Annotated in this window: 18 protein-coding genes; 7 read left to right on the forward strand and 11 right to left on the reverse strand. The window is 67.2% G+C overall.

The window, feature by feature from the left end:
• Window positions 1-158: 158 nt before the first annotated feature.
• From Q0A15_RS03020 to Q0A15_RS03030, 3 genes are all read right to left on the reverse strand, one after another.
• Window positions 159-1,175, reverse strand: a complete 1,017-nt coding sequence (locus Q0A15_RS03020) for a hypothetical protein (RefSeq protein ID WP_291278059.1) — start codon at window positions 1,173-1,175, stop codon at window positions 159-161.
• Between the two features lie 163 nt (window positions 1,176-1,338).
• A complete protein-coding gene (locus tag Q0A15_RS03025) occupies window positions 1,339-1,986 on the reverse strand; it encodes a response regulator transcription factor (protein WP_291278060.1) in 648 nt (215 codons plus the stop codon).
• Window positions 1,983-3,176 (reverse strand): histidine kinase, encoded by a 1,194-nt coding sequence (locus Q0A15_RS03030; protein WP_291278061.1) that lies wholly within the window; start codon window positions 3,174-3,176, stop codon window positions 1,983-1,985. Before Q0A15_RS03030 ends, Q0A15_RS03025 begins: the two co-directional genes overlap by 4 nt.
• Before the next feature lie 109 nt (window positions 3,177-3,285).
• Here Q0A15_RS03030 and Q0A15_RS03035 point away from each other — a divergent pair, with 109 nt between their 5' ends.
• Window positions 3,286-4,047 carry a GAP family protein gene (locus tag Q0A15_RS03035; RefSeq protein WP_291278062.1) on the forward strand — a complete coding sequence of 254 codons (762 nt, stop codon included), beginning with the start codon at window positions 3,286-3,288 and terminating at the stop codon, window positions 4,045-4,047.
• A gap of 109 nt (window positions 4,048-4,156) precedes the next feature.
• Here the strand turns inward: Q0A15_RS03035 and Q0A15_RS03040 are convergent, their stop codons facing one another.
• The 4 genes from Q0A15_RS03040 to Q0A15_RS03055 form a co-directional block, all read right to left on the reverse strand.
• Window positions 4,157-4,597, reverse strand: a complete 441-nt coding sequence (locus Q0A15_RS03040; RefSeq protein ID WP_291278063.1) for a DUF6176 family protein — start codon at window positions 4,595-4,597, stop codon at window positions 4,157-4,159.
• A 152-nt stretch (window positions 4,598-4,749) separates the two neighbouring features.
• On the reverse strand, window positions 4,750-8,124 hold the full coding sequence (gene cydC, locus Q0A15_RS03045) for a thiol reductant ABC exporter subunit CydC (protein WP_291278064.1): 3,375 nt from the start codon (window positions 8,122-8,124) through the stop codon (window positions 4,750-4,752).
• Window positions 8,125-8,131: 7 nt separating this feature from the next.
• Window positions 8,132-9,154 carry a cytochrome d ubiquinol oxidase subunit II gene (gene cydB / locus Q0A15_RS03050; RefSeq protein ID WP_291278065.1) on the reverse strand — a complete coding sequence of 341 codons (1,023 nt, stop codon included), beginning with the start codon at window positions 9,152-9,154 and terminating at the stop codon, window positions 8,132-8,134.
• Between the two features lie 33 nt (window positions 9,155-9,187).
• On the reverse strand, window positions 9,188-10,777 hold the full coding sequence (locus Q0A15_RS03055; RefSeq protein WP_291278076.1) for a cytochrome ubiquinol oxidase subunit I: 1,590 nt from the start codon (window positions 10,775-10,777) through the stop codon (window positions 9,188-9,190).
• A 264-nt stretch (window positions 10,778-11,041) separates the two neighbouring features.
• On the opposite strand from Q0A15_RS03055, the gene Q0A15_RS03060 reads away from it, so the two are divergent.
• Window positions 11,042-11,428, forward strand: a complete 387-nt coding sequence (locus tag Q0A15_RS03060) for a BlaI/MecI/CopY family transcriptional regulator (protein WP_291278066.1) — start codon at window positions 11,042-11,044, stop codon at window positions 11,426-11,428.
• Between the two features lie 45 nt (window positions 11,429-11,473).
• The gene (locus Q0A15_RS03065) at window positions 11,474-12,508 is read left to right on the forward strand and encodes a M56 family metallopeptidase (protein WP_291278067.1); all 1,035 of its coding nucleotides are present in this window, start codon (window positions 11,474-11,476) and stop codon (window positions 12,506-12,508) included.
• Between the two features lie 30 nt (window positions 12,509-12,538).
• Here Q0A15_RS03065 and Q0A15_RS03070 read toward each other — a convergent pair whose 3' ends face one another.
• The gene (locus tag Q0A15_RS03070) at window positions 12,539-14,644 is read right to left on the reverse strand and encodes a DNA topoisomerase IV subunit B (RefSeq protein WP_291278068.1); all 2,106 of its coding nucleotides are present in this window, start codon (window positions 14,642-14,644) and stop codon (window positions 12,539-12,541) included.
• A gap of 314 nt (window positions 14,645-14,958) precedes the next feature.
• On the opposite strand from Q0A15_RS03070, the gene Q0A15_RS03075 reads away from it, so the two are divergent.
• A complete protein-coding gene (locus Q0A15_RS03075; RefSeq protein ID WP_291278069.1) occupies window positions 14,959-15,174 on the forward strand; it encodes a hypothetical protein in 216 nt (71 codons plus the stop codon).
• 160 nt (window positions 15,175-15,334) lie between these two features.
• Here Q0A15_RS03075 and Q0A15_RS03080 read toward each other — a convergent pair whose 3' ends face one another.
• The 3 genes from Q0A15_RS03080 to Q0A15_RS03090 all read right to left on the reverse strand — a co-directional run bounded on the left by Q0A15_RS03080 (window position 15,335) and on the right by Q0A15_RS03090 (window position 19,306).
• Window positions 15,335-16,672 carry an RNA polymerase sigma factor gene (locus Q0A15_RS03080; RefSeq protein WP_291278070.1) on the reverse strand — a complete coding sequence of 446 codons (1,338 nt, stop codon included), beginning with the start codon at window positions 16,670-16,672 and terminating at the stop codon, window positions 15,335-15,337.
• Window positions 16,673-16,961: 289 nt separating this feature from the next.
• Window positions 16,962-18,392, reverse strand: coding sequence for a nitrate/nitrite transporter (locus Q0A15_RS03085; protein ID WP_291278071.1), 1,431 nt, complete (start codon window positions 18,390-18,392; stop codon window positions 16,962-16,964).
• Entirely contained in the window at window positions 18,389-19,306 is a 918-nt protein-coding gene (locus Q0A15_RS03090; RefSeq protein ID WP_291278072.1) for a PAC2 family protein, read from the reverse strand. The genes Q0A15_RS03085 and Q0A15_RS03090 overlap by 4 nt, the downstream gene beginning before the upstream one ends.
• A 239-nt stretch (window positions 19,307-19,545) precedes the next feature.
• On the opposite strand from Q0A15_RS03090, the gene Q0A15_RS03095 reads away from it, so the two are divergent.
• The 3 genes from Q0A15_RS03095 to Q0A15_RS03105 all read left to right on the forward strand — a co-directional run.
• On the forward strand, window positions 19,546-21,051 hold the full coding sequence (locus Q0A15_RS03095) for a leucyl aminopeptidase (RefSeq protein WP_291278073.1): 1,506 nt from the start codon (window positions 19,546-19,548) through the stop codon (window positions 21,049-21,051).
• 255 nt (window positions 21,052-21,306) lie between these two features.
• Window positions 21,307-22,686, forward strand: a complete 1,380-nt coding sequence (gene lpdA / locus Q0A15_RS03100) for a dihydrolipoyl dehydrogenase (RefSeq protein ID WP_291278074.1) — start codon at window positions 21,307-21,309, stop codon at window positions 22,684-22,686.
• A 78-nt stretch (window positions 22,687-22,764) separates the two neighbouring features.
• A partial coding sequence (locus Q0A15_RS03105) for a biotin/lipoyl-containing protein (protein WP_291278075.1) occupies window positions 22,765-23,287 on the forward strand: 523 nt, incomplete at its 3' end.

The following is a 23,287-nucleotide window of genomic DNA, read 5'->3' on the forward strand; positions in this document are numbered from 1 at the left end:
CACGTCCACCCACTACTCCCGCCCATCAGTCCTCCCCCGTACACCCACTGCTCCTCCCCACCGGACCAGCTTTCTGTGGGATTCGCGCCGAGTCGGCGCGTATCCTATGCAATCCTGGTCCGGTCCGGCGGCTGGGAGGGCACTGGCGTTCATCACGCTCACCTCAGCCGGATGCGCCATTCAGGTTTGGACGGGATTCCCACCTGCTGGAGTCTTTGGACGATCACCTGTGGCCTGCACATGACATCCTCGCGCGACCATCGCGAGACGCCGCCCCTGCTTTGGAACTCCAGCCGGGACTGACGATGTTTCTGCTCTGCCAGTGCCTGCCGCGTGGTGCGTCCCCTGAGGAGTTCCGGCTCCAGGTATTTGCCGAACCCGTCTCCTTCCGCGGCATGGTCACGGCTGGGGAAGAAGTAGTCGGGGAAGATCTCGCCTTCATGATCTACGAACCGGCGCTGGAGTTCCGGACGCTCGAAGCCGTGCTGCAGCATGATGGACCTGCCTGCGGACTCGTGCCCGTTCTCGGCCAGGGGATCTGCGAGCGAGGCCACCAGTGTTGCCCGATCACGTTTGGTTCTGGAGCGTTCCTCGTCGATGGCGGCAGAGAGAGCGTCGGCGGGAAGTGCTAGGTGAGCGGCGTGTCTGAGTCTGCCGTCCGCTACTGCCAGAGCCCGGCAGAAGGGCAGCTGCGCCGCGCTCGAAGCGACCGCTACGTCGATCGGCACGGTCCAGAAATCCCCGTGGCGGTCAGGGGCCTCCACTGGACGCAGACGCCGTTGAATCCTCGGCAACTGCTGAACTGCTTGGAGCAGATCCGGGGCAGCGGCAGAGGAGACGGCTGCGGCCGGTGCTTCCGATCCCAGCCGGTGGTGCTGCTGAGCCGCCACCGCGACCACCTCTGGTGTCCCGAAGATCGGCATCCCGGCAAGCAAGAGTGCAGTTTCTCCCGCGAAGATCACGTCGGGGCAGCGCATCGCCTTGGCTGCCGCCACGTAGAGAAAACGCTCATGCCGCCGAGCCTTCATGAACACCTCTGCCCCCACGTAGATCCCCGGAGCCAGTCGAACCAAGCGGCCGCGCCGATACTGCCCGCGGATGACGGGGTCGCTGGGCGCCCAGATGATCTCTGCGGGAATGTGGAGCGGACTCGGTGGGCTGGGTTCTGGTCTCATGCCACGAGGATGAACCGTGCGCGCGATGTTTGCGCCCGGACACGACGCGAATGTGGAGGACACGCCGGGGATGCCCCTCCCCTCGCAGGTCGGGGCCAGGCTTTCGTGAGATCCGCTCCGAGACGGTTCCAGTCCCGCGAAAACCTGGTCCCTCCCGTTGCACTCAGCGGCGCATGCCGGCCGCGAGCGCGGCCGCATGCGTTCGGCTCTCGGCCTCGAGTTTCACCAGGATGCTGGAGACGTGGGTCTTCACCGTGGCAATCGAGATGCCGAGACGGTCGGCGATCCGTGCGTTCGATAGCCCCTCACCGAGGGCTACCAAGACCTCACGCTCGCGGGTGGTCAATGTTTCGAAGCCGTTGGGCTCTGCCGCTGGACCGGAGGCTTCCTCGTTGAGGGCTGCCAGCGCTCGGCGAGTCACTCTGGGGTCCAGCACCCCTTCACCGGCCGCAATTCTTGTCACCGCGTCGACGAGCGGGGCCGCTTCGGTGGTCTTGAGCAGGAACCCGGCGGCCCCAGCTCGTAGGGCCGTGAGGACCAGTTCGTCCTCGTCGAAGCTGGTCAACACGAGAACGTCGCCGCTGCCTTCCCGCACGATCTCACGGGTCGCCTGCACCCCATCAACGCCCGGCATACGCAGGTCCATGAGCACCACGTCCGGGCGCAGTGCCGCTGCGTTGCGGATCGCTGATTGTCCGTCGGCCGCTTCACCCACGACCTCGATGCCGTGGCTGGTGAGGATCATGCGCAGCCCCTCACGGATCATCCCGTGGTCGTCAGCGATGAGCACACGCGGTGCGGTCTCTCTCATGCCTTCATCTCCTTGGGCAATTGGGCACGCACCAACCAGCCTGCCCCGTCCTGTCCAGCAGACCACGTGCCTCCAAGGGTCTTGACCCGCTCCGAAAGCAACGTCAGACCGATGCCGCTACCTTGGAGCGCAGGCTGCTGCAGGGCAACTCCGCCGGTGGAACGCACCGTTGTGGTGACCGTGTACTCGTCCTCGTCGACTCTGACGTCCACAGCGGCCCCGGAGGCGTGTTTGACACTGTTGGACAGCGCCTCCTGTACCACCGTCCCGATCGTTTGGTCCAAGGCAGCAGGCAACTCCGATTCCACGTTGTCATGCAGTTCCGCCCTGACCCCAGAAGCCTGAGCATTGTTCACCAGGTCGGGAAGCTGCGCCCGTCCTGGCGACACCGTGAAGTCGTTGTCCCCCGAGCGCAGCACCTGAATCATGGATCGCAACGCGGAATGTGCCTCCAGGCTGGAATCACGAACCGCTTTCAGCGCCTCCCGTCCTGCGACACCGCTGTCGGTGCCCGGAGGAAGCCCCAGAGCCGCCTCACTACGGATGGCCACCGCGGAGACATGTCCCACCACGACATCGTGCAGCTCCCATGCCATGCGATCGCGTTCCACCTGCACGGCCGTCTCACGATCGAGTGCTGCCAGCCGCTTCGCATTCTCGGAGCGCTGTCTGTACAGCTGCACCAACTCACGGGACTGCGTCGTGGAGTTGGCATACCAGTAGGAGAAGCCGAACAGGGCGCCGAATTGCAGACCGAACAGCACTGTCAGCTGAGGGTCTCTGGACAGCAGCAATGTCAAGAGGGTCAGCACGGCGCTGCCGCCCATCACCACGCCAAGTGCCTTGCGTCTGGCTGCCGCGCCGAGCGTGAGCAGGTACGCGTGCATCATCTCCAACAACACCAGCAGCGGAATCAAGCCACCCATGGTGAGCAGGTCCGCGACGAACAGGGCGAGCGCCAGGAGCAGCCCTGCCAGTGGCGCCGGGCGTTTCACCAGCAGCACTGCGCTGGCAGGCAACGCCGTGATCAGCGTGAACCACGCACTGGGCCGTTCGTTCAGCACCGAGAAGACGTCCCACAGCCCGGACCATCCCAGCCACGTGAAGAACAGCGAGAGCAGCAGATAGCACAGAGCCTCCACCCACGGCTTCTTCACGAGGTCGTGCCAAGCGCTTCGTGGCTCATCCATGTCACCATCCAAGCAGGTCCTTATAGGGCTGTGCCTCAGCCGAAGGGATGAAGGCACCCTGGACCCTCCGCCCGATGTCGGCCCTGCACAGGCGGGGCAACCTGATGACATGGACACTCTCACCGGACTCCCGCTCCCCGTGTCGTTGGCCATTCTGGCCCTCGCCGATGGGACCAGCGTGGGCACGTTATTGATCCCGCTGTTCTTCCTGGTGGCCCCAGGACGCCCGCGGCTTGGGCGGATTCTGTTCTATCTCGCATCCATCAGCTTGTTCTACTTGCTGGTCGGAATGCTCTTCATGCTCGGCATCGTGAACTTCATCGACGTGGGACGAGGCTTCCTGGCCGGCGAGACCGGGCAATATGTCCTCCTCCTGGTAGGAGTCGCGCTCTTCGCCTGCGGCATCCTGATCGGACGGCGTGATTCCCGACGCAAGAAACGTGCGGCCCAGGGAGACCCTGCGGCTCTGCAGGGAAATGGCCGACTTCTCCGCTGGCGCGAGCGGCTCCTGGCCCCGGAGACCAGTGGTGCTGCCGTCTTTGCGGTGGCCATCGCGGCAGGGCTGGCGGAGATCGCCGGAATGCTGCCTTACCTGATCGGGATGACGATGATCACCGACGCCTCGATAGGTATGCCCGGTCGTTTCGCGCTCCTGGCAGGCTACTGCCTGGTGATGATCGTGCCTGCGCTGGTGCTGATCGTGGCCAGGGTGGCGATGGCACGTCTGGTGGATGGTCCGCTGAGGCGGTTCACCGACTGGATGCAACGGACCGGGGCAGAGAACACCTCGTGGATCCTCTGCATCGTGGGATTCCTGCTGTTCCGTTCTGCGGCCTCGACGCTGCAATTGGAACTTCCACTGATCGGCTGATCGGGCTCCTACCGAACCGGTCAGGACCAGGTTTCCATCGGATTCGCGCCGAGTCGGCGCAAGTCACGTGGATTCCTGGTCCCGCCTAGTCGGCAGCCGATGGAGCCGGTCAGTCCCGTGCTGCGTCGATGAGGGCTTCCCTGACCGGCTCGGGGCAGAGCATGAACTTGGGTTGGAGTTCCTCCCACCCTGCATGCTTGGTAGCTCGCGCGAAGGCCTCATGGTCGCGATCCAGGTCGTTGTCCGTGACGAGACCCGGCGACTGTGTCGAACCCAATTGCACGTGATACATCCACCACGACCCGTCGGCCTCCTGGTTCACGAACGTGGCTTCGAAGGCCATCCGTTCCTGGGACAGGGTGGCAACGCACTCGTCGTAACGAGCGTTGAGCATCTCCATCCACTCCTCGAAGCGGGCCTCCTGGCCTGTGAGCAGCATGGCGCGGCTGAGTTCCAAGCGCATTCCGGCCGGCACTGATGAGGGCATGGGCCAGCCACGAAAGCCGCGGCCAACAGGGTTGAAGGGGATCTCAGGGAAGGAGGAGGTCATATCCGCAGCCTATCGACCGTGCCGCCCCCCAAATCCCCCCAATCAACTCAGGCGAAACTCTGAGCACTCGCCAGGGACCAGGCTTTCGTGAGATCCGCTCCGAGTCGGTGCGAGTGCCCCGAAAACCTGGTCCCGCCCCAAGAGGAGCCCTGTCAGGCCGAGGCCACCCCGCGGTCAACGGCCCCTGCACCGCGAAGCGTGGTGACCGTGGCGGCGCGCTGGGCCTGCTCCTCCGAGTGGGTGACCAGCACCAAGGCGGTGGGACCGGCGCCGGTCAGGACATCGGTGACGAGCTCGTGCCCCTCCTCGTTGCCCAGGTGCGCAGTGGGTTCGTCCAGCACCACCACGCCGGTGCGCGCCAGCAGTGTCCGCGCCACGGCAACCCGCTGCCGCTGGCCGCCGGAGAGCGTGGAGCCGCCGGCGCCTGTGTGGGTGTCCAGACCCTCTGGCAGTGACTCGAACCAAGGACCCAGGCCCACGCGCTGCAGCGCATGCACCATCTCGTCCTCGCTCGGGGCGTCCTCCACGGAACGCCCCAACGCGAGATTCCCACGCAGCGTGGAGTCGAAGACGTAGCCGTCCTGCGGACACCAGGCCACACCGGTCGCGGCGGAGGGTCCCCACTCCCCCGCCCGACGGGCCCGCACCTCGCCCTGCAGAGGTGCAAGAAATCCGAGCAGGGTCGCCACGAGCGTTGACTTGCCCGAGCCCGACGGCCCGGTCACCGCCCAGGACCGCCCCGGTGTGGACTCGCCAGTCACCCCGGTGAAGACCGGACCGGCGCCGTAACCTGCGGCCAGCTCGCGGGCCGCGATGCCGTCGATCTGATCGGGGTCGGCGTCCTCTGCGACGTGCCCGACCTCCGTGGCAGGCTCCGTGAGCCACGGTGCCACCCGCTGCAGCATCCCGGCCAGCACCGGGACGTTGCGCATGGCGTCGGTGAGCATCCCGAAGGGCTCATCCAAGGCCAGCAACAGCAACACGGCGAGCGCCAGCAACCGGGGATCAGCGCCGACCCCGGCCCAGACCGCCAGCACCGCTGCAACACCCGACACCAAGGTGGCGGCCGCCCGACCGAATCCTTCACCGAACGCGTCACGTTTCAACGCCGCGGCTCCGGCCGCATCCGCCTCGCCGAAGCGCTGAGCTGCCCGTGAACCAACATGGTTGGCGGCAAGATCAGACGCGGCGGCCAGCACCCGCCCCGTACGGTCGGCCACGGCCACCCGGTGTGCTGCGGTATCGCGAGCGGCCTTGCGTTCCAGCAGCAGCACCAGCACGGGCACCACCAGGACACCGAGCAGCACGGCGACCAGGGCCACGCCCAAGGTGGACGGCGCCAGGATCCCGATCGTGATGAGCGTTCCGGCTCCGGCCAACACGGCGGCCGGGATGGGCACCAGGACGCGCGGCAACGCGTCGCGCAGCTCGTCCACCTCTGCGATCAGCGTGGACAGCGCCCCACCAGGTCGGGTCAGGCGATTCCAGCCCCGGGCGTCGCGCCCCAGCGCATCCCACAAACGCACCCGAAGGTCCGAGGCCCAGCGCAACACCACGTCGTGGCTCGAGAGCCGTTCGCTGTAGCGCAGCACGGACCGGGAGATCCCGAAGAAACGCACGCCGACGATCGCGACCATCAGGTAGAGCATGGGAGGCTGCTGCGCCGCATAGACGATGAGCCAGCCGGACACCGCGGACAGCGCGGCAGCGGCCAGCACGGAGGCTGCACCGGCCAGGACGGCGACCCACAGCCGAGCGGAACGCAGCGGGAGCAGGCGCAGGGCCGCACGCAGCCGCCCACCGCTCCCGGTCCGCCCGGCGTGCGGCGACACGACGGCGTCGCCCGAGCCCGCGCCGTCGGGCACAGGAGAAAGAACGGGGACGTCCGGGCCGGCACCCTCATGCGGCCCGGACGTCGCCGACGAGTCGGCCGTAGGCACGGCCACCAGCCCGTCGGGTCCGAATCGCAGGCGCAGTGCAGCGCCTGCAGCCAGCTCGCGGTCGTGGGTCGCCACGATGACGACCGCGCCGGAGTCGGCGGCCCGAGCGGCGAGCGTTCGCACACGCTGCGCCGATCGGGAGTCAAGATGTGCCGTGGGTTCGTCCATCAGCACCAGGACGGGCTCGTCCGTACCCGCCTGCAGGTGCTCCAGGCGGGCCATGCCGCGGGCCACGGCCACGCGGCGGCGCTCTCCCGGGGAGAGCCGCTCGAGCGGACGGCGGTGCAGCCGAGACGGCAGCAGCTCGAGCAGGTGCGTTGCCGCGTCGCAGCCGGGAGCGTAGAGCTCCAGCTCCTCCACCGCGGTGGCAGCGGCGAACGTGGGCGCCTGGGGCACCACCACGCGGCGGGAGGCGGCCACACCGGTGACCGCGCCGGACACCGTGGCGCCCTCCGCGCCGTTCCGCACGGAGCCGGCCAGGACGTCAAGCACCGTGGACTTCCCGCACCCGGACGGCCCGGTCAGCACCGTCAGCCGGCCGGGGTGGGCGGTGAAGGACACCTGCCCGACGCCGCCGCGCCCGCCGACGCGCGCCACGGACAGGTCCGCGACCCGCACCAGGGCGCCGCCCGTGGCGTCCTGGTCCGAGGCCTCGGCCGCCACCGGCTCGTCCAGGGCGTCCCGGACGCGGTGCAGTGCGGCGATCCCGTCCTCGGAGGCGTGATGCGCCGAACCCAGGTCACGCAAGGGGGCAAAACATTCCGGGGCCAACATGAGGGCCAGCAGTCCGGCCTCCAACCCCATGGAACCGTGCACCAGGCGAACGCCGATGAACACGGCGACCACAGCCACGGAGATCGTGGAGATCAGTTCAAGTGCGAAGGCCGAGAGGAACGCCGTCCGCAGCGTGGACATGGTGGTGGAGCGGTGGCGATCCGAGACCTCAGCCAACGCGGCACGCTGCTGCTCGGCCCGGCGCAGACCCACCAGGACAGGAAGCCCGCGGGCCAACTCGCCCAGGTGTTTGCTGAGTCGGTCCAGCCCGGCCTGAGCCTGCTCCACCCGGTCCTCGGTGTAGAGCCCGATCAGGATCATGAAGACCGGCACCAGCGGAATGGTCAGCACCAGGATGAGAGCGGAGACCCAGTCCTCGAACAGGATCCTGGCTCCGACCACCACGGGCACCACCGCGCAGGCGACGAGGGCCGGCAGGTAATCGCGGAAGTACGGGTCCAGACCGTCCAGCCCGCGGCTGGCCAGGTTCGCTGCCTCGGTCTCGCCCTGGCGGCTTCCCGAGGCCAGCCGGTGCCGCACCAGATCGGAGCGCATCTGCTCCTTGACCCCGAGCGCGGCCCGCTGAGCCAACACTCGAGTGCCCCACCCTGCCAACGCCCTGACGACGGCTCCGGTGAGTCCCCACCACAGGAGTGAGGACGGATTCAGCTCGTGACCGCCGGCCACGGAGGCCAGGGCGTGCGCCAGTGCGGACATCAGGGCGATGAGACCTGCCACCTTCGCCGCGGCCAGGGCGGAAAGCCCCAGCAACGCGGCGCGGGTGGTGGTGCCCTCAGGCAGTTCGGGACGCATGATCGGTTCAGACCACCGGGGTGACCGTGTGGGGCTCCGGCAGGTGGTGCCCGGCGAGGCGCTTGCGGAAGACCCAGTAGCTCCAGGCCTGGTAGGCCAGGACCAGCGGGACGCCGATGCAGGCCACGATGCTCATGAGCTTGAGCGTGTATGGCGACGAGGAGGCGTTGTCGATGGTGAGGTCGAAGGCGGAGCTGATGGTGGAAGGCAGCACCACCGGGTAGGCGGCACCGAAGATCGCCACCACTCCTCCGACGAGGAACACGCCAAGACCGATGAAGGCCCAGCCCTCACGGCGTTTGGAGGCGGCCCACCAGGCGAAGACCACGGCCACCACGGCGACCACGAGGGCGGCCCAGGTCCAGGCAGCGTCGCCACGCAGGACCACCACGATGGCCCACGCCGCCAGCGGGAGCACGGCCCAGGGCAGGGAGCGGGACAGCCATGCGTCCGCACGGTGACGTACGCCGCCGTCCGTCTTCAGGCCGAGGAAGGCCAGACCCTGCACCAGGCAGAAGAGCACCACGCCGACACCGCCGAGGATGGCGTACCAGTTGAGCCAGACGAAGGGTCCGCCAACGCGGTCCCCGTTGGCATTCAGCGGCAGGCCGGTGGTGGACAGCGCCAGCATCGCTCCGACGCCGAAGGCCGCAACGAAGGAGCCGAGGCACAGCGCCCAGTCCCACAGGTGGCGGTTGCGCTGTGAGTGGGCCTTACCGCGGTACTCCACGGCCACGGCGCGGAAGATCAGGCCGATCAGCACCAGCACCAGCGGTACGTAGAGGGCGGAGAACAGCGAGGCGTACCAGAGCGGGAACGCGGCGAAGGTGGCACCACCTGCGGTGAGCAGCCACACCTCGTTACCGTCCCAGACGGGGCCGATGGTGTTCAGCAGCAGTCGCTTGTCCTTCTCGGTGCGGGCAAACGGCTTCATGAGCATGCCGACGCCCAGGTCGAAGCCCTCGAGGAAGAGGTACCCCGTCCAGAGCACGGCGATGAGGATGAACCAGAGAGTAGGGAGGAATTCCATTGTTCGTGTCTTCTCTTGTCTCGTCTCGACCGGTCAGTAGGCGAACGCCAGGACGTCGCCGTCCTTGTCGTTGTTGTCGCCGTCGCGGCCGACCTCGTCCTCGTGGTTCAGTTCCGGCATGGCCGCTGGGACGCCACCGCGGATGTAGCGGAGGAGGTAGACCACTTCCGCGACGGCCAGGGCACCGTAGACCAGGGTCAGCGCGATCAGGGAGAAGAGCATCTCCCCGCCTGACACCCCTGGCGAAACGGCGGCTGCCGTGTACATGAACACGCCGTCCACGCCGGAGGGGTCCGGGTTGGGGGCCACCACGAAGGGCTGGCGGCCCATCTCGGTGAAGATCCAGCCGGCCGAGTTGGCCGCGAAGGGTGCGAACAGGGAGAGCACGGCCAGTCGGGACAGCCAGCGCTTGTCCGGGACGGTGCCCTTGCGCGTGAGGATCAGGGCCAGTGCTGCGGCCAGAGCGCCGAGGCCACCGAAGGTGATCATGAGGCGGAAGCCCCAGTAGGTGACCTCCATGTTGGGCTGGTAGTCGATCTCGCGGCCTGCTTGGTCCCCGTACTTGGGATCATCCGGAACGTGCGTGCCGTACTTCTCCTGGTACTCCGGGATGAGGGTGTTCACGCCGGGGACCTCGGTGGTGAAGTCGTTGTGAGCCAGGAAGGAGAGCAGCCCGGGGATCTCGATCGCGGTGGTGACGTCCTTGCAGGTGGTCTTGTCTCCATGGAGGTCCCCGAAGGAGAAGACGGAGAAGGACGTGCCGTCGTGGCAGGCCGCCTCCGCCGAGGCCATCTTCAGCGGTTGCTGCTGGATCATGAGCTGAGCCTGCGCGTGGCCGGAGAACGCCACACCGAGGAAGGCCACCAGGGCCACCCAGCCGCCGAGCCGCACGGACTTGTACCAAACCTGGTGGTCCACCTCGTCGCGTCCCTTGCCGAGCTTGGGGTCGCTGCCGACCACCACGCGACCCTTGGCATCCACGGTGTCGATGCCGGCGCGGCGACGGCGGAAGAGGTGGAACCAGCCGATGCCGAGCAGGAAGCCGCCTGCCACGGCGAGTGCGCCGAAGATGGTGTGGATGAAGGTGACGATCGCCGTGTTGTTCGTGAACACGGCCCACGCATCCGTCATGACGGCCCGACCGTCGATCAGTTCCACGCCCACCGGGTGCTGCATCCAGGAGTTGGCCACGAGGATGAAGTACGCGGAGAGCGTGGACGCGGCGACGGCCAACCAGAGGGCGGTCAGGTGGATGCCCTTGGGCAGGCGTTTCCAGCCGAAGATCCAGACGCCGAGGAACGTGGATTCCACGAAGAACGCCAGCAGGGCCTCCATGGCCAAGGGGGCGCCGAAGACGTCACCGACGAAGCGGGAGTACTCGCTCCAGGCCATGCCGAACTGGAATTCCTGCACGATGCCGGTGGCAACGCCCAAGGCGAAGTTGATCAGGAAGAGCTTGCCCCAGAACTTGGTCATGCGCAGCCAGGCCTGGTTGCCGGTGCGGACCCAGATGGTCTGGAGAGTGGCGACGAGCAGGCCGAGGCCGATCGTCAGGGGAACCATCAGGAAGTGGTAGACGGTCGTGATGCCGAACTGCCACCGCCCGATCAGGAGTGGATCCAAGGCGTCCATGCGGGACGGTCCCTTCTCACAGGAGGTTGAGTGGTGCGGCCATGCGTGTGCGTACCCACGGCCGAGTTCTACGATACGTAGAAGAGGCAACTTCTACAAAACGTAGAACTCAGTTCTCTACGTCACGTAGAACAAAACGGATTCGACGACTACTATGGAACCAAATCCAGACTGTGCACGGTCCAACCGACGCGAGTCCTGGACCGCAGTACCAGCTTCACCGCAGCACCGGCATCAACACAAGGACTTGATTCAATGGCAGCACTGGGCGACCTCGAGCGCAACGTCATGGACCTGCTCTGGGATCACGAGCATCCCGTCACCGCTTCCGAGGTCCGCGACGACCTCGCGGGCGGCGGATCCGAGAAAACCCTCGCCGTCACCACAGTGCTGACCGTCCTCTCCCGGTTAGAGAAGAAGGGCCTGGTCACCCGCGAGCGTCAGACCCGCCCGCACCTCTACCGCACCACGGCCACTCGCGAGGAACACACCGTGAAGCTGATGGAGGACGCCCTGGGCACCGCTTCGGATCGAGAGGCAGTCCTGGTCCGTTTCGCCGGAGCCATCTCCGAGGGCGACGCCGCGGCACTGCGCCGCATCCTGGACAACCGCAGCGCCAACCTCGAGGCCGCCGCCAAGTAACGCCACTGCCAACTAACACCGACAAACCCCGGTAAACTCGAGGTCGTGCTGACGACCTCCTGGCTGTTGGCCGCGCTGGCCGTTGCCCTCGCGTGGCCGGTCCCCGTTCTCCTTTCCCGGGCCACGTGGCCCTCCCGCTCCCCCGTGGCCGCCATGATCCTGTGGCAGGGGGTCGCACTGGCCGGCGGCTTGTCCATGATCGGCGCCTTCCTCACCTGGGGCCTCGCTCCGGCCGGGCACGGCCTGGTTCCTGCACTCATCGATTTCGCCGCCGCCGTGGTGGGCGGCCGACCCTTCCCCGAGCTCACGCTGATCCACGTCTTTGCACTCTCGGTCGCCGGGCTGCTCAGCATCCAATTGTTGCTGACCCTCCTCCGCAGTGCCTGGCGGCTGCGTCGCCACCGGATGCAGCATCGCTCCATGCTCGCCCTGCTGGCGCGTTCCCACTCCGACACCACGCACCCCGGCACGCTCGTGATCGAGCACGCAACACCGGCCGCCTACTGCCTCCCCGGTTCCGGGTCGGTCACCGTGCTGACCTCGGGACTCATCGGCGAGCTCAGCCCCGCCGAACTCCGCGCAGTGCTGGCCCACGAATCCGCCCACCTGACCCAGCGCCACGACCTGCTGCTGTTGGCCTTCACCTCCTGGCAGGCCGCGCTGCCCTGGCTGCCCACCACCCGCCTCGCCCTCACCGCCGTGGCGGAACTTGTCGAGGAACTGGCCGACGACGCGGCCATGAAGACCTCGTCCCGCACCGATCTCTTGGGTGCACTGGCCGTGGTCGCCGCGGGCGCGGCGCCCGCCCAGGCGGGCGGCACCCAGGTGCCCGACGCGACCGTACCCGGCCCCACGTCGTCGGGCACCGAATCGTCGAACACCGGACCGTCCGGCAGCACCCCCGTCCCGGACACGCTGCAGGGCAGCCTCTCAGAGACCCTGTCCTCGGCGCGCCTTCAGCGACTCTTCAACCCGGCACCGCCGCTGCCCACCTGGGCCTCCGTCACCGTGGTGGCCGGCGGAGTGGCCCTCGTGGCCGCCCCCACGGCGGCACTGTTGGCCACGGGCTGGGGCGCCTGACCTCACCCTCTCGGGCGCCGCCCCAACCACTCAGGCGTCGATGGAGGCCTTGTCCAGGCGGTGCGCCGAGGTGATGAGGAAGTCCTTGCGAGGGGCCACATCGGAACCCATCAACAGGTCGAAGACCCGGTCGGCGCTGCCCGCCTCCTCCATCTTCACGCGGCGCAGCGTGCGCGTGGCCGGATCCATGGTGGTCTCGGCCAGCTGGTCCGCGTCCATCTCACCCAGACCCTTGTAGCGCTGGATGGGCTCCTTGTAGTGCAGCCCCTCCTGCTCCAGGCGCGCCAGGACCTTGTGCAGTTCGGGCTCGGAGTAGGTGTAGATCATCTCGTTGGGTTTACCCCGCCTCACGACCTCCACTCGGTGCAGGGGCGGGACCGCGGCGTAGACGCGGCCGTCCTCGATCATGGGGCGCATGTAACGGAAGAACAGCGTCAGCAGCAGCGTGCGGATGTGCGCACCGTCCACGTCGGCATCCGTCATCAGGATGATCTTCTGATACCGCGCAGCTGAGAGGTCGAAGGTGCGCCCGGAGCCCGCGCCCACCACCTGGATGATGGCACCGCACTCCGCATTGGAGAGCATGTCGGCCACGGAGGCCTTCTGCACGTTCAAGATCTTGCCTCGTAGCGGGAGCAGCGCCTGGAACTCGGACGACCGCGCCAGCCGGGCCGTTCCCAGCGCGGAATCGCCCTCCACGATGAACAGCTCGGAGCGTTCCACGTCCTTGCTGCGGCAGTCGGCCAGCTTGGCAGGAAGGGATGAGGACTCCAGCGCGGTCTTGCGCCGCTGAGTCTCCCGGTGCTTGCGCGCCGAGAGCCGGGTCTTCATCTCGTTGACGACCTTCTCCAGCACCAGCGTGGATTCTGCCTTCTGGGCACGGGCCGTTGAGGCCAACCGCTCCCCCACCTGCTTGGCCACGATCTTGGAGACGATCTGACGCACGGCCGGGGTACCGAGCACCTCCTTGGTCTGGCCCTCGAACTGGGGCTCGGCCAAACGGACGGTGAGGACGGCGGTGAGGCCGGCCAGGACGTCGTCCTTCTCCGGCTTCGTGTCGCCTGCCTTCAGCTTGCGGGCGTTGTCCTTCACGGCCTCGCGGATGGATTTCAGCAGCCCCTGTTCGAACCCGGAGAGGTGAGTGCCGCCCTTGGGGGTGGCGATGATGTTGACGAAGGTGCGCAGCGTCGCGTCGTAACCAGTGCCCCAGCGCAGCGCCAGGTCCACCTCGCAGCTGCGCTCGACCTCGGTGACCTTGGAGTGACCTTGTCTGTCCAGCACCGGGACGGTCTCGGTGAAGCTGCCCGTGCCCTGGATCCGCCACACGTCGGTGGCCTTGGGATCGGGGGCCAGGAACTCCACGAACTCGGCGATCCCGCCGTCGTACTGCAGGGTCTCCTCGGTGACCGGCTGGCGCACACCGTCGCTGCCGGACAACCTACGGGCATCCTTCAACGTGAAGCGCAGGCCCGGGACCAGGAAGGCCGTCTGGCGTGCGCGGCGGGTCAGGGCGTTCAGGTCGAACTCGGCATCAGGAGTGAAGATCTGCTGGTCGGCCCAGTAGCGAACACGGGTTCCGGTCACGCCGCGCTTGGCCTTGCCCACCACATCGAGTTCATGGGCCTCGGTGAACTCGGTGAAGGGCGCATCCGGGGTCGGGCGACCCGAATCCTGGAAGCGGCCGGGCACTCCGTGCTTGAACTGCATCTGGTAGGTCCTGCCACCGCGATCCACCTGGACGTCCAGGCGCGAGGAGAGCGCGTTCACCACGGAGGCGCCAACACCGTGCAGGCCTCCCGAAGCCGTGTAGGAGCCGCCGCCGAATTTGCCGCCGGCGTGCAGTTTCGTGAAGACCACCTCGACACCGGAGAGGCCGGTGCGAGGCTCGATGTCCACGGGGATGCCGCGCCCCTCGTCGGAGACCTCGACGGAGCCGTCCGGGTGCAGGACCACGCCGATGTTCTGGCCGTTACCGGCCAGGGCCTCATCCACGGAGTTGTCGATGATCTCCCAGAGGCAATGCATGAGGCCGCGACCATCGGTGGAGCCGATGTACATACCGGGACGCTTTCGTACCGCCTCCAGTCCTTCCAGGACCGAGAGGTGGCGGGCGTCGTAGTCCGAGCGGGGGCTCATACTGGTTCGGGTTCCTTACCTCGTGAACGTGCTGGTCCATACGCACCACACCCTGAAACACCGGATGCACACGGCGGCAGCGCTTTTGGACCACTCCCTTGAAGTTTAGTCGGCGAGTGCGCAGTGATCCGGGAACCAGGGCACGGTCGGATGGATCACTCCATGACGCTTCCGGCCCGGTGCGGCGCGGGTCGCTACGTACGCCGGAAGTGAAATCCCCGTTACATCGGGCATGAACTTGGGGTGTCGCGTGGTTGTATGGAGTGAATCGACTCAGCAAGACGGAGTCGAAACCGAGACTTCAGGAGGCGTTCATGCCCGCGACCGCAACCCGCGAACTGACCACCCTGGACCGCTGCGACCGCTGCGGCGCCCAGGCCTACGTTCGAGCAACCTTGGCGTCCACTGGTGGCCAGCTCTTCTTCTGCGCCCACCACGCCCGCGACGTCGAGGAGACCCTGCGGCCCTCCACCTCAGAGTGGCTGGACGAGTCGGCCAGCCTCCACGAGCGCCCCGCCATCGTGGACTGAGCTTTCACCAGCAGTACTGCGGCCCGGCACCTTGAGGTGCCGGGCCGTTTCCTGTCCGGCACACATGACGGTGCAAAAACACACGCGTCGGCATGGATCAGGTGATCCACACCGACGCGTGTGTTTACGCACCGACTTCTGTCGGTGGGAAACCGTGAAATCAGTCCAGGTAGTCGCGCAGCACCTGCGAACGGGACGGGTGACGCAGCTTCGACATGGTCTTGGACTCTATCTGCCGAATGCGCTCACGCGTCACCCCGTAGACCTTGCCGATCTCGTCCAGGGTCTTGGGCTGGCCGTCGGTCAGGCCGAAGCGCATCGCGACCACGCCTGCCTCACGCTCGGAGAGCGTGTCCAGCACGGAGTGCAGCTGCTCCTGCAGCAGGGTGAAGGACACTGCGTCCGCGGGAACGATGGCCTCGGAGTCCTCGATCAGATCACCGAATTCGGAGTCGCCGTCCTCGCCGAGTGGGGTGTGCAGGGAGATGGGCTCGCGCCCGTACTTCTGCACCTCGACGACCTTCTCGGGGGTCATATCGAGTTCCTTGGCCAACTCCTCCGGGGTGGGTTCGCGGCCCAGGTCCTGGAGCATCTGGCGCTGCACGCGGGCCAGCTTGTTGATGACCTCCACCATGTGCACGGGGATGCGGATGGTGCGGGCCTGGTCTGCCATGGCGCGGGTGATGGCCTGACGGATCCACCAGGTGGCGTACGTTGAGAACTTGAAGCCCTTGGTGTAGTCGAACTTCTCCACGGCACGGATCAGGCCGAGGTTGCCTTCCTGGATCAGGTCGAGGAAGAGCATGCCGCGGCCGGTGTAGCGCTTGGCCAGGGAAACCACCAGGCGGAGGTTGGCCTCCAGCAGGTGGTTCTTGGCGATCTTGCCGTCGTGGACGATCTGGTCGTAGTCCAGACGCAGGCGCCGCGGGAGCTCCTCGCCTGCAGCGACCGCATCGATGATCTTGTGCTCGGCGAAGAGACCGGCCTCGATCCGCAGGGCGAGGTCCACCTCCTGCTCGGCGTTCAGCAGCGCGACCTTACCGATCTGCTTCAGGTAGTCCTTGACCGGGTCCGCCGTGGCCCCGGCCACGGTGACCTTCTGCTGCGGAGCGTCGTCCTCGTCGCTGGAGTCCAGCACGAAGCCCTTCTTGGCGTCATCCGCCGCCTCAGGTTCCTTACCGTCGGCGTGCTTGACCTCGTGGTCCACCGACTTCTCCTCCGGCTCGTCCGCCTCATCCGGTGCGGTGGTGAGACGTTCGCCGAAGTCCGGGGCAGCCTTCTTGGCCGCTGCAGGAGCCTTCGCGGCCGCCTTCTTGGCGGCAGGCTTCTTCGCAGCGGTCTTCTTGGCTGCCGGCTTCTTGGCGGCCGTCTTCTTGGTCGATGTCGTCTTGGTCGCCGTTGCGGTCGCCTTCGACGACGTCGAGGAGGACTCCTCTGACGTTGAGGTGGCGTCCTCCGTGGTCTCCGTCGCGGGCGAGGCCTGCTTCTTGGTGGGCACGGGTTCCCTTTCTTCACGACTGGCGTGGTGGGGACGTCCCCAACACCACTGTGACCCTGTCAAGTCCGTGTGCCCCCGACACGTAGTCGGAGACCCGAGCAAAGCAGGGTCGTCGCAGGTGACAACGACCTAGCTCTCGCTTTTGTTCCCGGGTCAGGCCTCCAACATTGATTCGTTGGAAACTGGCCGTGGAAATCACACGGAGAAGAAGGGTCTGTACACCGATTCTCTCATGAACGGAAGGGTGCTGATGACCACGGGCCGGCGTCAGCCCCGTCGGCACAACCGGTCAGCCCCGTCTGCGCAACCTGTCGGCCACAGCGATCCGCAGGGGACGCACGGGGCGTCCGCCCTCCGCGACGCGCAGCGCACGCGTACGGCGCAGCTGCCACAGGAATCCGACCCCGCCGATCAGGTAGACCGCAGGCACCACCAGGAAGGCGATCCTGAATCCTGAGAGCGCATAGAGGTCGTCCCCCGTATGCCCCTTCATCAGGTCAAGCACCACGCCGATGGCCCAGATCGCGGCGAGGCCGCCGAAGAAGGACCCGACGTTGGCCAGGCCCGTGGCCGCCCCCACCAGGTGTGGCGGGTTCTCGGTGCGCGCGTAGTCGAAGGCGACCATGGAGGTGGGGCCGCCGGAGGCCACGATCAGGCAGAAGATCACCAGCAGCCACAACGGCGCCTGCCCCGGCCAGAAGATGACCACCAACCAGGCCAGGCAGGACGTCGCGGCGATCGTCAGGACCACCACAGAGCGACGCAACGGGTATCGCGCCACCACCATGCCGACCACGGGTCCGAACCCCACGGCCACCACCACGAACAGCCCCAGCAGCAGGGAGGCCGTCGCCTGCGGCAGTCCCTGCGCCGAGACCAGGAATGGGTATCCCCAGGACAGCAGCACCACGTTGACGGCAAAGGCGCTGATCATGTGCGTGAAGAAACCGAGCCGGGTTCCGGGCCGCTTCCACGCTGCCGCCACGGAGCGTGCCGCTGACAGCGGTTTTGGCGCACTCACCACGGCGAGGGCACCCGTGCCCGGTTCCGGATTCGCGGCTTCGGGCCGGTGGCCCTCACCGGTCTTGCCGGTGCCCGACGATCCGTCGCGGCTCCCGGCGCGCGGCGCCTCCCGCACGCAGCAGAGCACCAGCACCACCATCACGGCGGACAAGGACCCCAGCGCCAGGAAGGACTGCGTCCACCCCGTGAAACCGATGAGCCAGGCGAAGGGAACCAAGGAGATGATCTGTCCCATTTGCCCCACGCCGCCGGTGAGCTGGGAGATCACCGGGTTGATGCGGGCCGGGAACCAGCCGGGCAGCAGTCGCATCACGGACACGAAGGTCATGGCATCCCCGGCCCCGACCAGGACGCGTCCCACGAAGCCCACCGCCGTGGTGCCGGCCAGACCGAGCACCACTTGGCCCGAGGCCATGAGAACGGCGCCACCGGCGATCATGAACTTGGAGCCGAACCGGTCGGCAAGGGCACCGACGGGAATCTGGAGGCCCGCATAGACCAGTAATTGGACAACGGAGAAGACCGCGAGAATCGACGCGGTGGCGTCGAAGCGTTCGGTGGCCTGCAGGCCCACCACGCCGAAGCTGGTGCGTTGGGTGACGGAGACCAAGTAGGCCGCCACGGCCACACCCCACACGAGCCAGGCGCGCCCGGTGGCCTTGGTAGGCGAGGAGGGCGGGCCCGCCGCCGGGCTCAAGGGCGCTCGGCGCCGTCGGCGCCGCCGTTCTCATCCACAGCGCGAAGGAAACGTTCCGCGGCCGCGGCGAGCTCATCGCCGTCGGGCATTTGCTCGCCCTCCGCCATCAGCGCGGACGTGCTGTCCAGCGCGCCGGGGGTCTCGTCGAAACGAGCCTCGAGGCCGTGCACCAGGTTCTCCGCGTCGGGGTTCTCGTCCAGTTGCGCGCTCAGGTGCTGGTCCACCTCGCGGCCGGCCTGGCGCAGCTGTTCCGTGGGAACGGCCAGACCTGTACTGGCGGCGATGGTCTCCAGCCCTGCCACTGCCGCGGGTGGGTACTCGCCCTCGGCGATGTAGTGCGGGACCTGGATGGTGAAACCACCGACGTCGTGCCCAGACTCCTCCAGGCGCGTCTGCAGCAGCTGGGAGTAAGAGGCAGGCAGGTCGAAGGAGCCCATGGCCCCGGGCAGAGGCGTCCCGTACTGGCGGACCGTGACCGGGCGCGTGTGCGGAACCGGAAGCGGCACGGCCGTGATGATGGACACGGGACCAGCGCCGACCTCGTCAAGCAGATCGGTGAACGCCTGGGTCACGCGCTCCCACCCGAGCATCGGCTCCGCTCCGGAGAAGAGCAGCGTCTCGGTACCCACGTCATCGCTCAGGACATCCACGGCCAGGCGCGGTGCACGGTAGTCGCTCAGATTTCCGTCACGGTAGGTGATCCGCGGCCGGTTGGCGCGATGGTCCACGAGCCGGTCCGCATCGAACTCCGCGAGCGTGCGGCGCTGCAGGCCGTCCTGCAGGCTGGAACGAATCATGGCCACGGCGTGGCCCGCGTCGAAGACGCCGTCCAGCAAGGCGATGACGGGCAGACCCTTGCCGCTGACATCACGCGCGACGCGGGTGTGTACGTCCAACAGATCCTCGGCACGCACTGGTCATCATCTCCTCGCTGGGTGAACTTGGGATTCTACGGACTTGACCCCTTTGATCCGTGGAACCGGGCGGCTGCGCCCCGTATGTCCTTCTCAACACTGTAGTGGCCCATGTTGTTCCCTGGGTGGTGGCAGTGACCAGGCAGACAAACGGCGCGCGGACTAGGCTTGGGAAGCGAATCCAGTGACGTCGCCCAAGAGAACGACGTCCACAAGTTACCCCAAGGATGATGTCTGACGTGCCAAACGTTCATGGTGTGACGCTGAGCCTCGTGGCCAGCGGACAGAAACGGACCGATGCAGAGGTGGCCGTGGTGGCCGCAGCCAAGACCGAGGGCGGCGTCCGTCTGCTCGGCCAGGCGCTCACGGAAAAGCGGGCCGGGGAACTGGCCGCGCTGCTGCCGCAGTTCGGGTTCACAGGCGGGGCCGGCTCGACCCAGTTCGTGGCGGGCGAGGCGAAGGATCCGGCCGACGTGCTGCTGATCGTGGGCCTGGGCGCCGTGGATGCTGACCCGACTTCCGAACAGTTGCGCCGTGCCGCCGGCGTGGCCACCCGTACGCTGGCCGGTCGCGACACCGCGGTCATCGACTTCCCGAACACGACCGAGGACGCCCTGTCAGCCATCGCTGAGGGCGCCTCGCTCGGTGCCTACGCCTTCACCGCGCAGAAGTCCGTGGTCCCAGAGACGTCCGTGCCGCTGAAGCAGGCCGTGGTCGCCACGACCATGAAGCCCAACAAGTCCCTCAAGGCAGTCCTGGAACGTGCCGCCACGGTGGCACGCCACACCAAGGCCGCCCGCGATCTCGTGGACACCCCCGCCAACGAGCTCTACCCGGCCTCCTTCGTGGACTACGCCAAGGCCGCGGCCAAGGGCCTGGACGTGAAGTTGACCGTGTGGGACGAGAAGAAGCTCGAGTCCGACGGCTTCGGCGGAATCCTCGGTGTGGGCCGCGGTTCCGCACGTCCGCCGCGCTTGGTCCAGGTGCAGTACTCGCCCCGGGGTGCAAAGAAGGAGCTCGCCCTCGTGGGCAAGGGCATCACCTTCGACACCGGCGGCATCTCCCTGAAGCCCCCGGCATCCATGGAAGAGATGAAGTCCGATATGGCGGGCGCCGCCACCGTGCTGCACACCGCACTGGCCGCTGCCGAACTGGGAGTGTCCGTGAAGGTCACCGCCTGGCTGTGCCTGGCGGAGAACATGCCCGGCGGCAACGCCACCCGCCCCGGTGACGTGCTGCGGATGTACAACGGCAAGACCGTGGAGGTCACCAACACCGATGCCGAGGGCCGCCTGGTCATGGCTGATGGCCTGTCCAAGGCCTCCGAGTCCGAGCCCGACCTGCTCTTCGACATCGCCACCCTGACCGGCGCGCAGGTGGTCGCCCTCGGCCAGCGCACTGCAGGCCTCATGGGCGACGACGCCGCCGTCGCGGCCGTGAAGTCCGCCTCCGAGGCCACGGGCGAGCCGTTCTGGCCCATGCCCTTCCCCGAGGAGATCCGCGAGGACCTGGATTCCGCCACCGCGGATCTGCGCAACTCCGGGAACCGCAACGGCGGAATGCTCAAGGCAGGCATCTTCCTCTCCGAGTTCGTGGAGTCGGACGGTAAGCGCGCCAAGTCCTGGGGCCACCTCGACGTGGCCGGGCCCGCCTTCAACGGTGGTGCCGCATGGGGTTTCACCCCCAAGGAAGGCACCGGCTTCGGTCTCCGCACGCTCGTGGCCGTGGCAGAGAACCTGGCCTGAGTCCTGCGCTCGGGTGCCGTGCCCTCGCCGGATGAGGCGCGGCACCCAACCGTGGGTGAGGCCCCTCACCTGGAGCCCATGCGGTGAGCGGCGCAGTGGCACACCCGCGCGCTGTGCGGATACCCTGGGGCAGACGCCCTTTGAGTTCGGAGCCGCACACTTTCGAACCACACCAATACCGACGTCTGGATTCATGGCCCTCACACGGGGCCCGCGGATCCATATAGCACCTTCTAGAAGTAAGGGAGCCCACCCGTGGCCGACACGGCAGCACCACAAGAATTCGATCTCCTTGTCCTGGGCGGCGGTTCCGCCGGATACTCCACGGCCATCCGCGCCACCGAACTCGGCATGAGCGTTGCCCTCGTGGAGCGCGCCAAGCTCGGCGGCACGTGCCTGCACACCGGGTGCATCCCCACCAAGGCCTACCTGCACTCGGCAGAACTGGCGGACAACGCCCGTGAAGGCGCCAAGTACGGCATCAACACCTCGCTGGACTCCATCGACCTGGCCAAGGTGCGCGAGAACAAGAACGGCATCGTCAACGGCAAGTTCAAGGGCCTCACCGGGCTCATGAAGATGAAGAAGATCACCGTTCTGGCCGGCGAGGGCAAACTCACCGCAGCCGACACCGTGACCGTGGACGGCACCGCCTACCGCGCCAAGAACATCGTGCTCGCCACGGGTTCCACCACCAAGACCATGGGCCTTGAGATCGGCGGACGTGTCATCACCTCCACCGAGGCCCTGGAGATGGACCAGCTCCCCTCCTCCGCAGTGATCCTCGGCGGCGGCGTCATCGGCGTCGAGTTCGCCTCCATGTGGAAGTCCTTCGGCGTGGACGTCACCATCGTGGAGGGCCTGCCCTCCCTGGTCCCCAATGAGGACCCCGCCATCATCAAGGTGCTCGAGCGCGAGTTCAAGAAGAAGGGCATCAAGTCCAAGACCGGCGTCTTCTTCGAGGGCGTCACCCAGGACGCGGACCAAGCTACCGTGGCGCTGGCCGACGGAACCTCCGTCTCCGCCGACGTGGTGCTCGTCGCCGTGGGCCGCGGCCCCGTCACCGCCGGCTTCGGCTTCGAGGACCAGGGCATCACCCTGGACCGCGGCTTCGTCATCACCAACGAGCGCCTGCACACCGGCGTGGGCAACATCTACGCCGTGGGCGACATCGTCCCCGGCGTGCAGCTGGCCCACCGCGGTTACCAGCAGGGCATCTTCGTGGCCGAGGAGATCGCAGGCCTCAATCCCGTCGTGGTCGAGGACGTCAACATCCCCAAGGTCACCTTCTGCGAACCCGAGATCTTCTCAGTGGGTTACTCCCAGCCCAAGGCCGAGGAGAAGTTCGGCAAGGAGAACGTGGAGACCCAGGAGTACAACCTGGCCGGTAACGGCAAGTCCTCCATTCTCGGCACGTCCGGCCTGGTCAAGATGATCCGCGTCAAGAACGGCCCCATCGTGGGTGTCACCGGCATCGGAGCCCGCTTGGGCGAGCAGGTCGGCGAGGCCGAACTGATCGTGAACTGGGAGGCCTACCCCGAGGACGTGGCCAACCTGGTCCACGCCCACCCCACCCAGAACGAGGCCCTCGGCGAGACCGCCCTGGCCCTCGCTGGCAAGCCGCTGCACGGCTGACCCACCGCTTTTGGCGGCGTAGCGCACGCCGCACACCAAAAGACAAAGAAGAAACCACAAGTAAGGTCTAGGCCCACAATGTCTGAAACCGTCACACTCCCCGAACTGGGTGAGTCCGTCACCGAAGGCACCGTGACCCGGTGGCTCAAGCAGGTCGGCGAGAGCGTCGAGGTCGACGAGCCGTTGGTGGAAGTCTCCACCGACAAGGTCGACACTGAGATCCCCTCCCCCGTTGCCGGCGTGATCGAGGAAATCCTCGTCCCCGAGGACGAGACCGTCGAGGTCGGTGCCGACCTCGTCAAGATCGGCGCCGGCGACGGCGCCGCCCCCGCTGCTGAGCCGGAGGCTCCCGCAGCACCCGCCGCCGAGGAAGCCCCTGCGGCTCCCGCTGCCCAGGAAGCCCCCGCACAGGAGGCCCCCGCAGCAGAGACACCGGCTGCTCCCGCTTCCTCCGGCGACGCCACCGAGGTGACCCTGCCCGAGCTCGGTGAGTCCGTCACCGAGGGCACCGTCACCCGCTGGCTCAAGGAAGTTGGCGACGAGGTCGAGGTCGATGAGCCGCTGCTCGAGGTCTCAACCGACAAGGTCGACACCGAGATCC

The sequence above is a fragment of the Galactobacter sp. genome (assembly GCF_022712295.1).
GTDB lineage: Bacteria > Actinomycetota > Actinomycetes > Actinomycetales > Micrococcaceae > Galactobacter.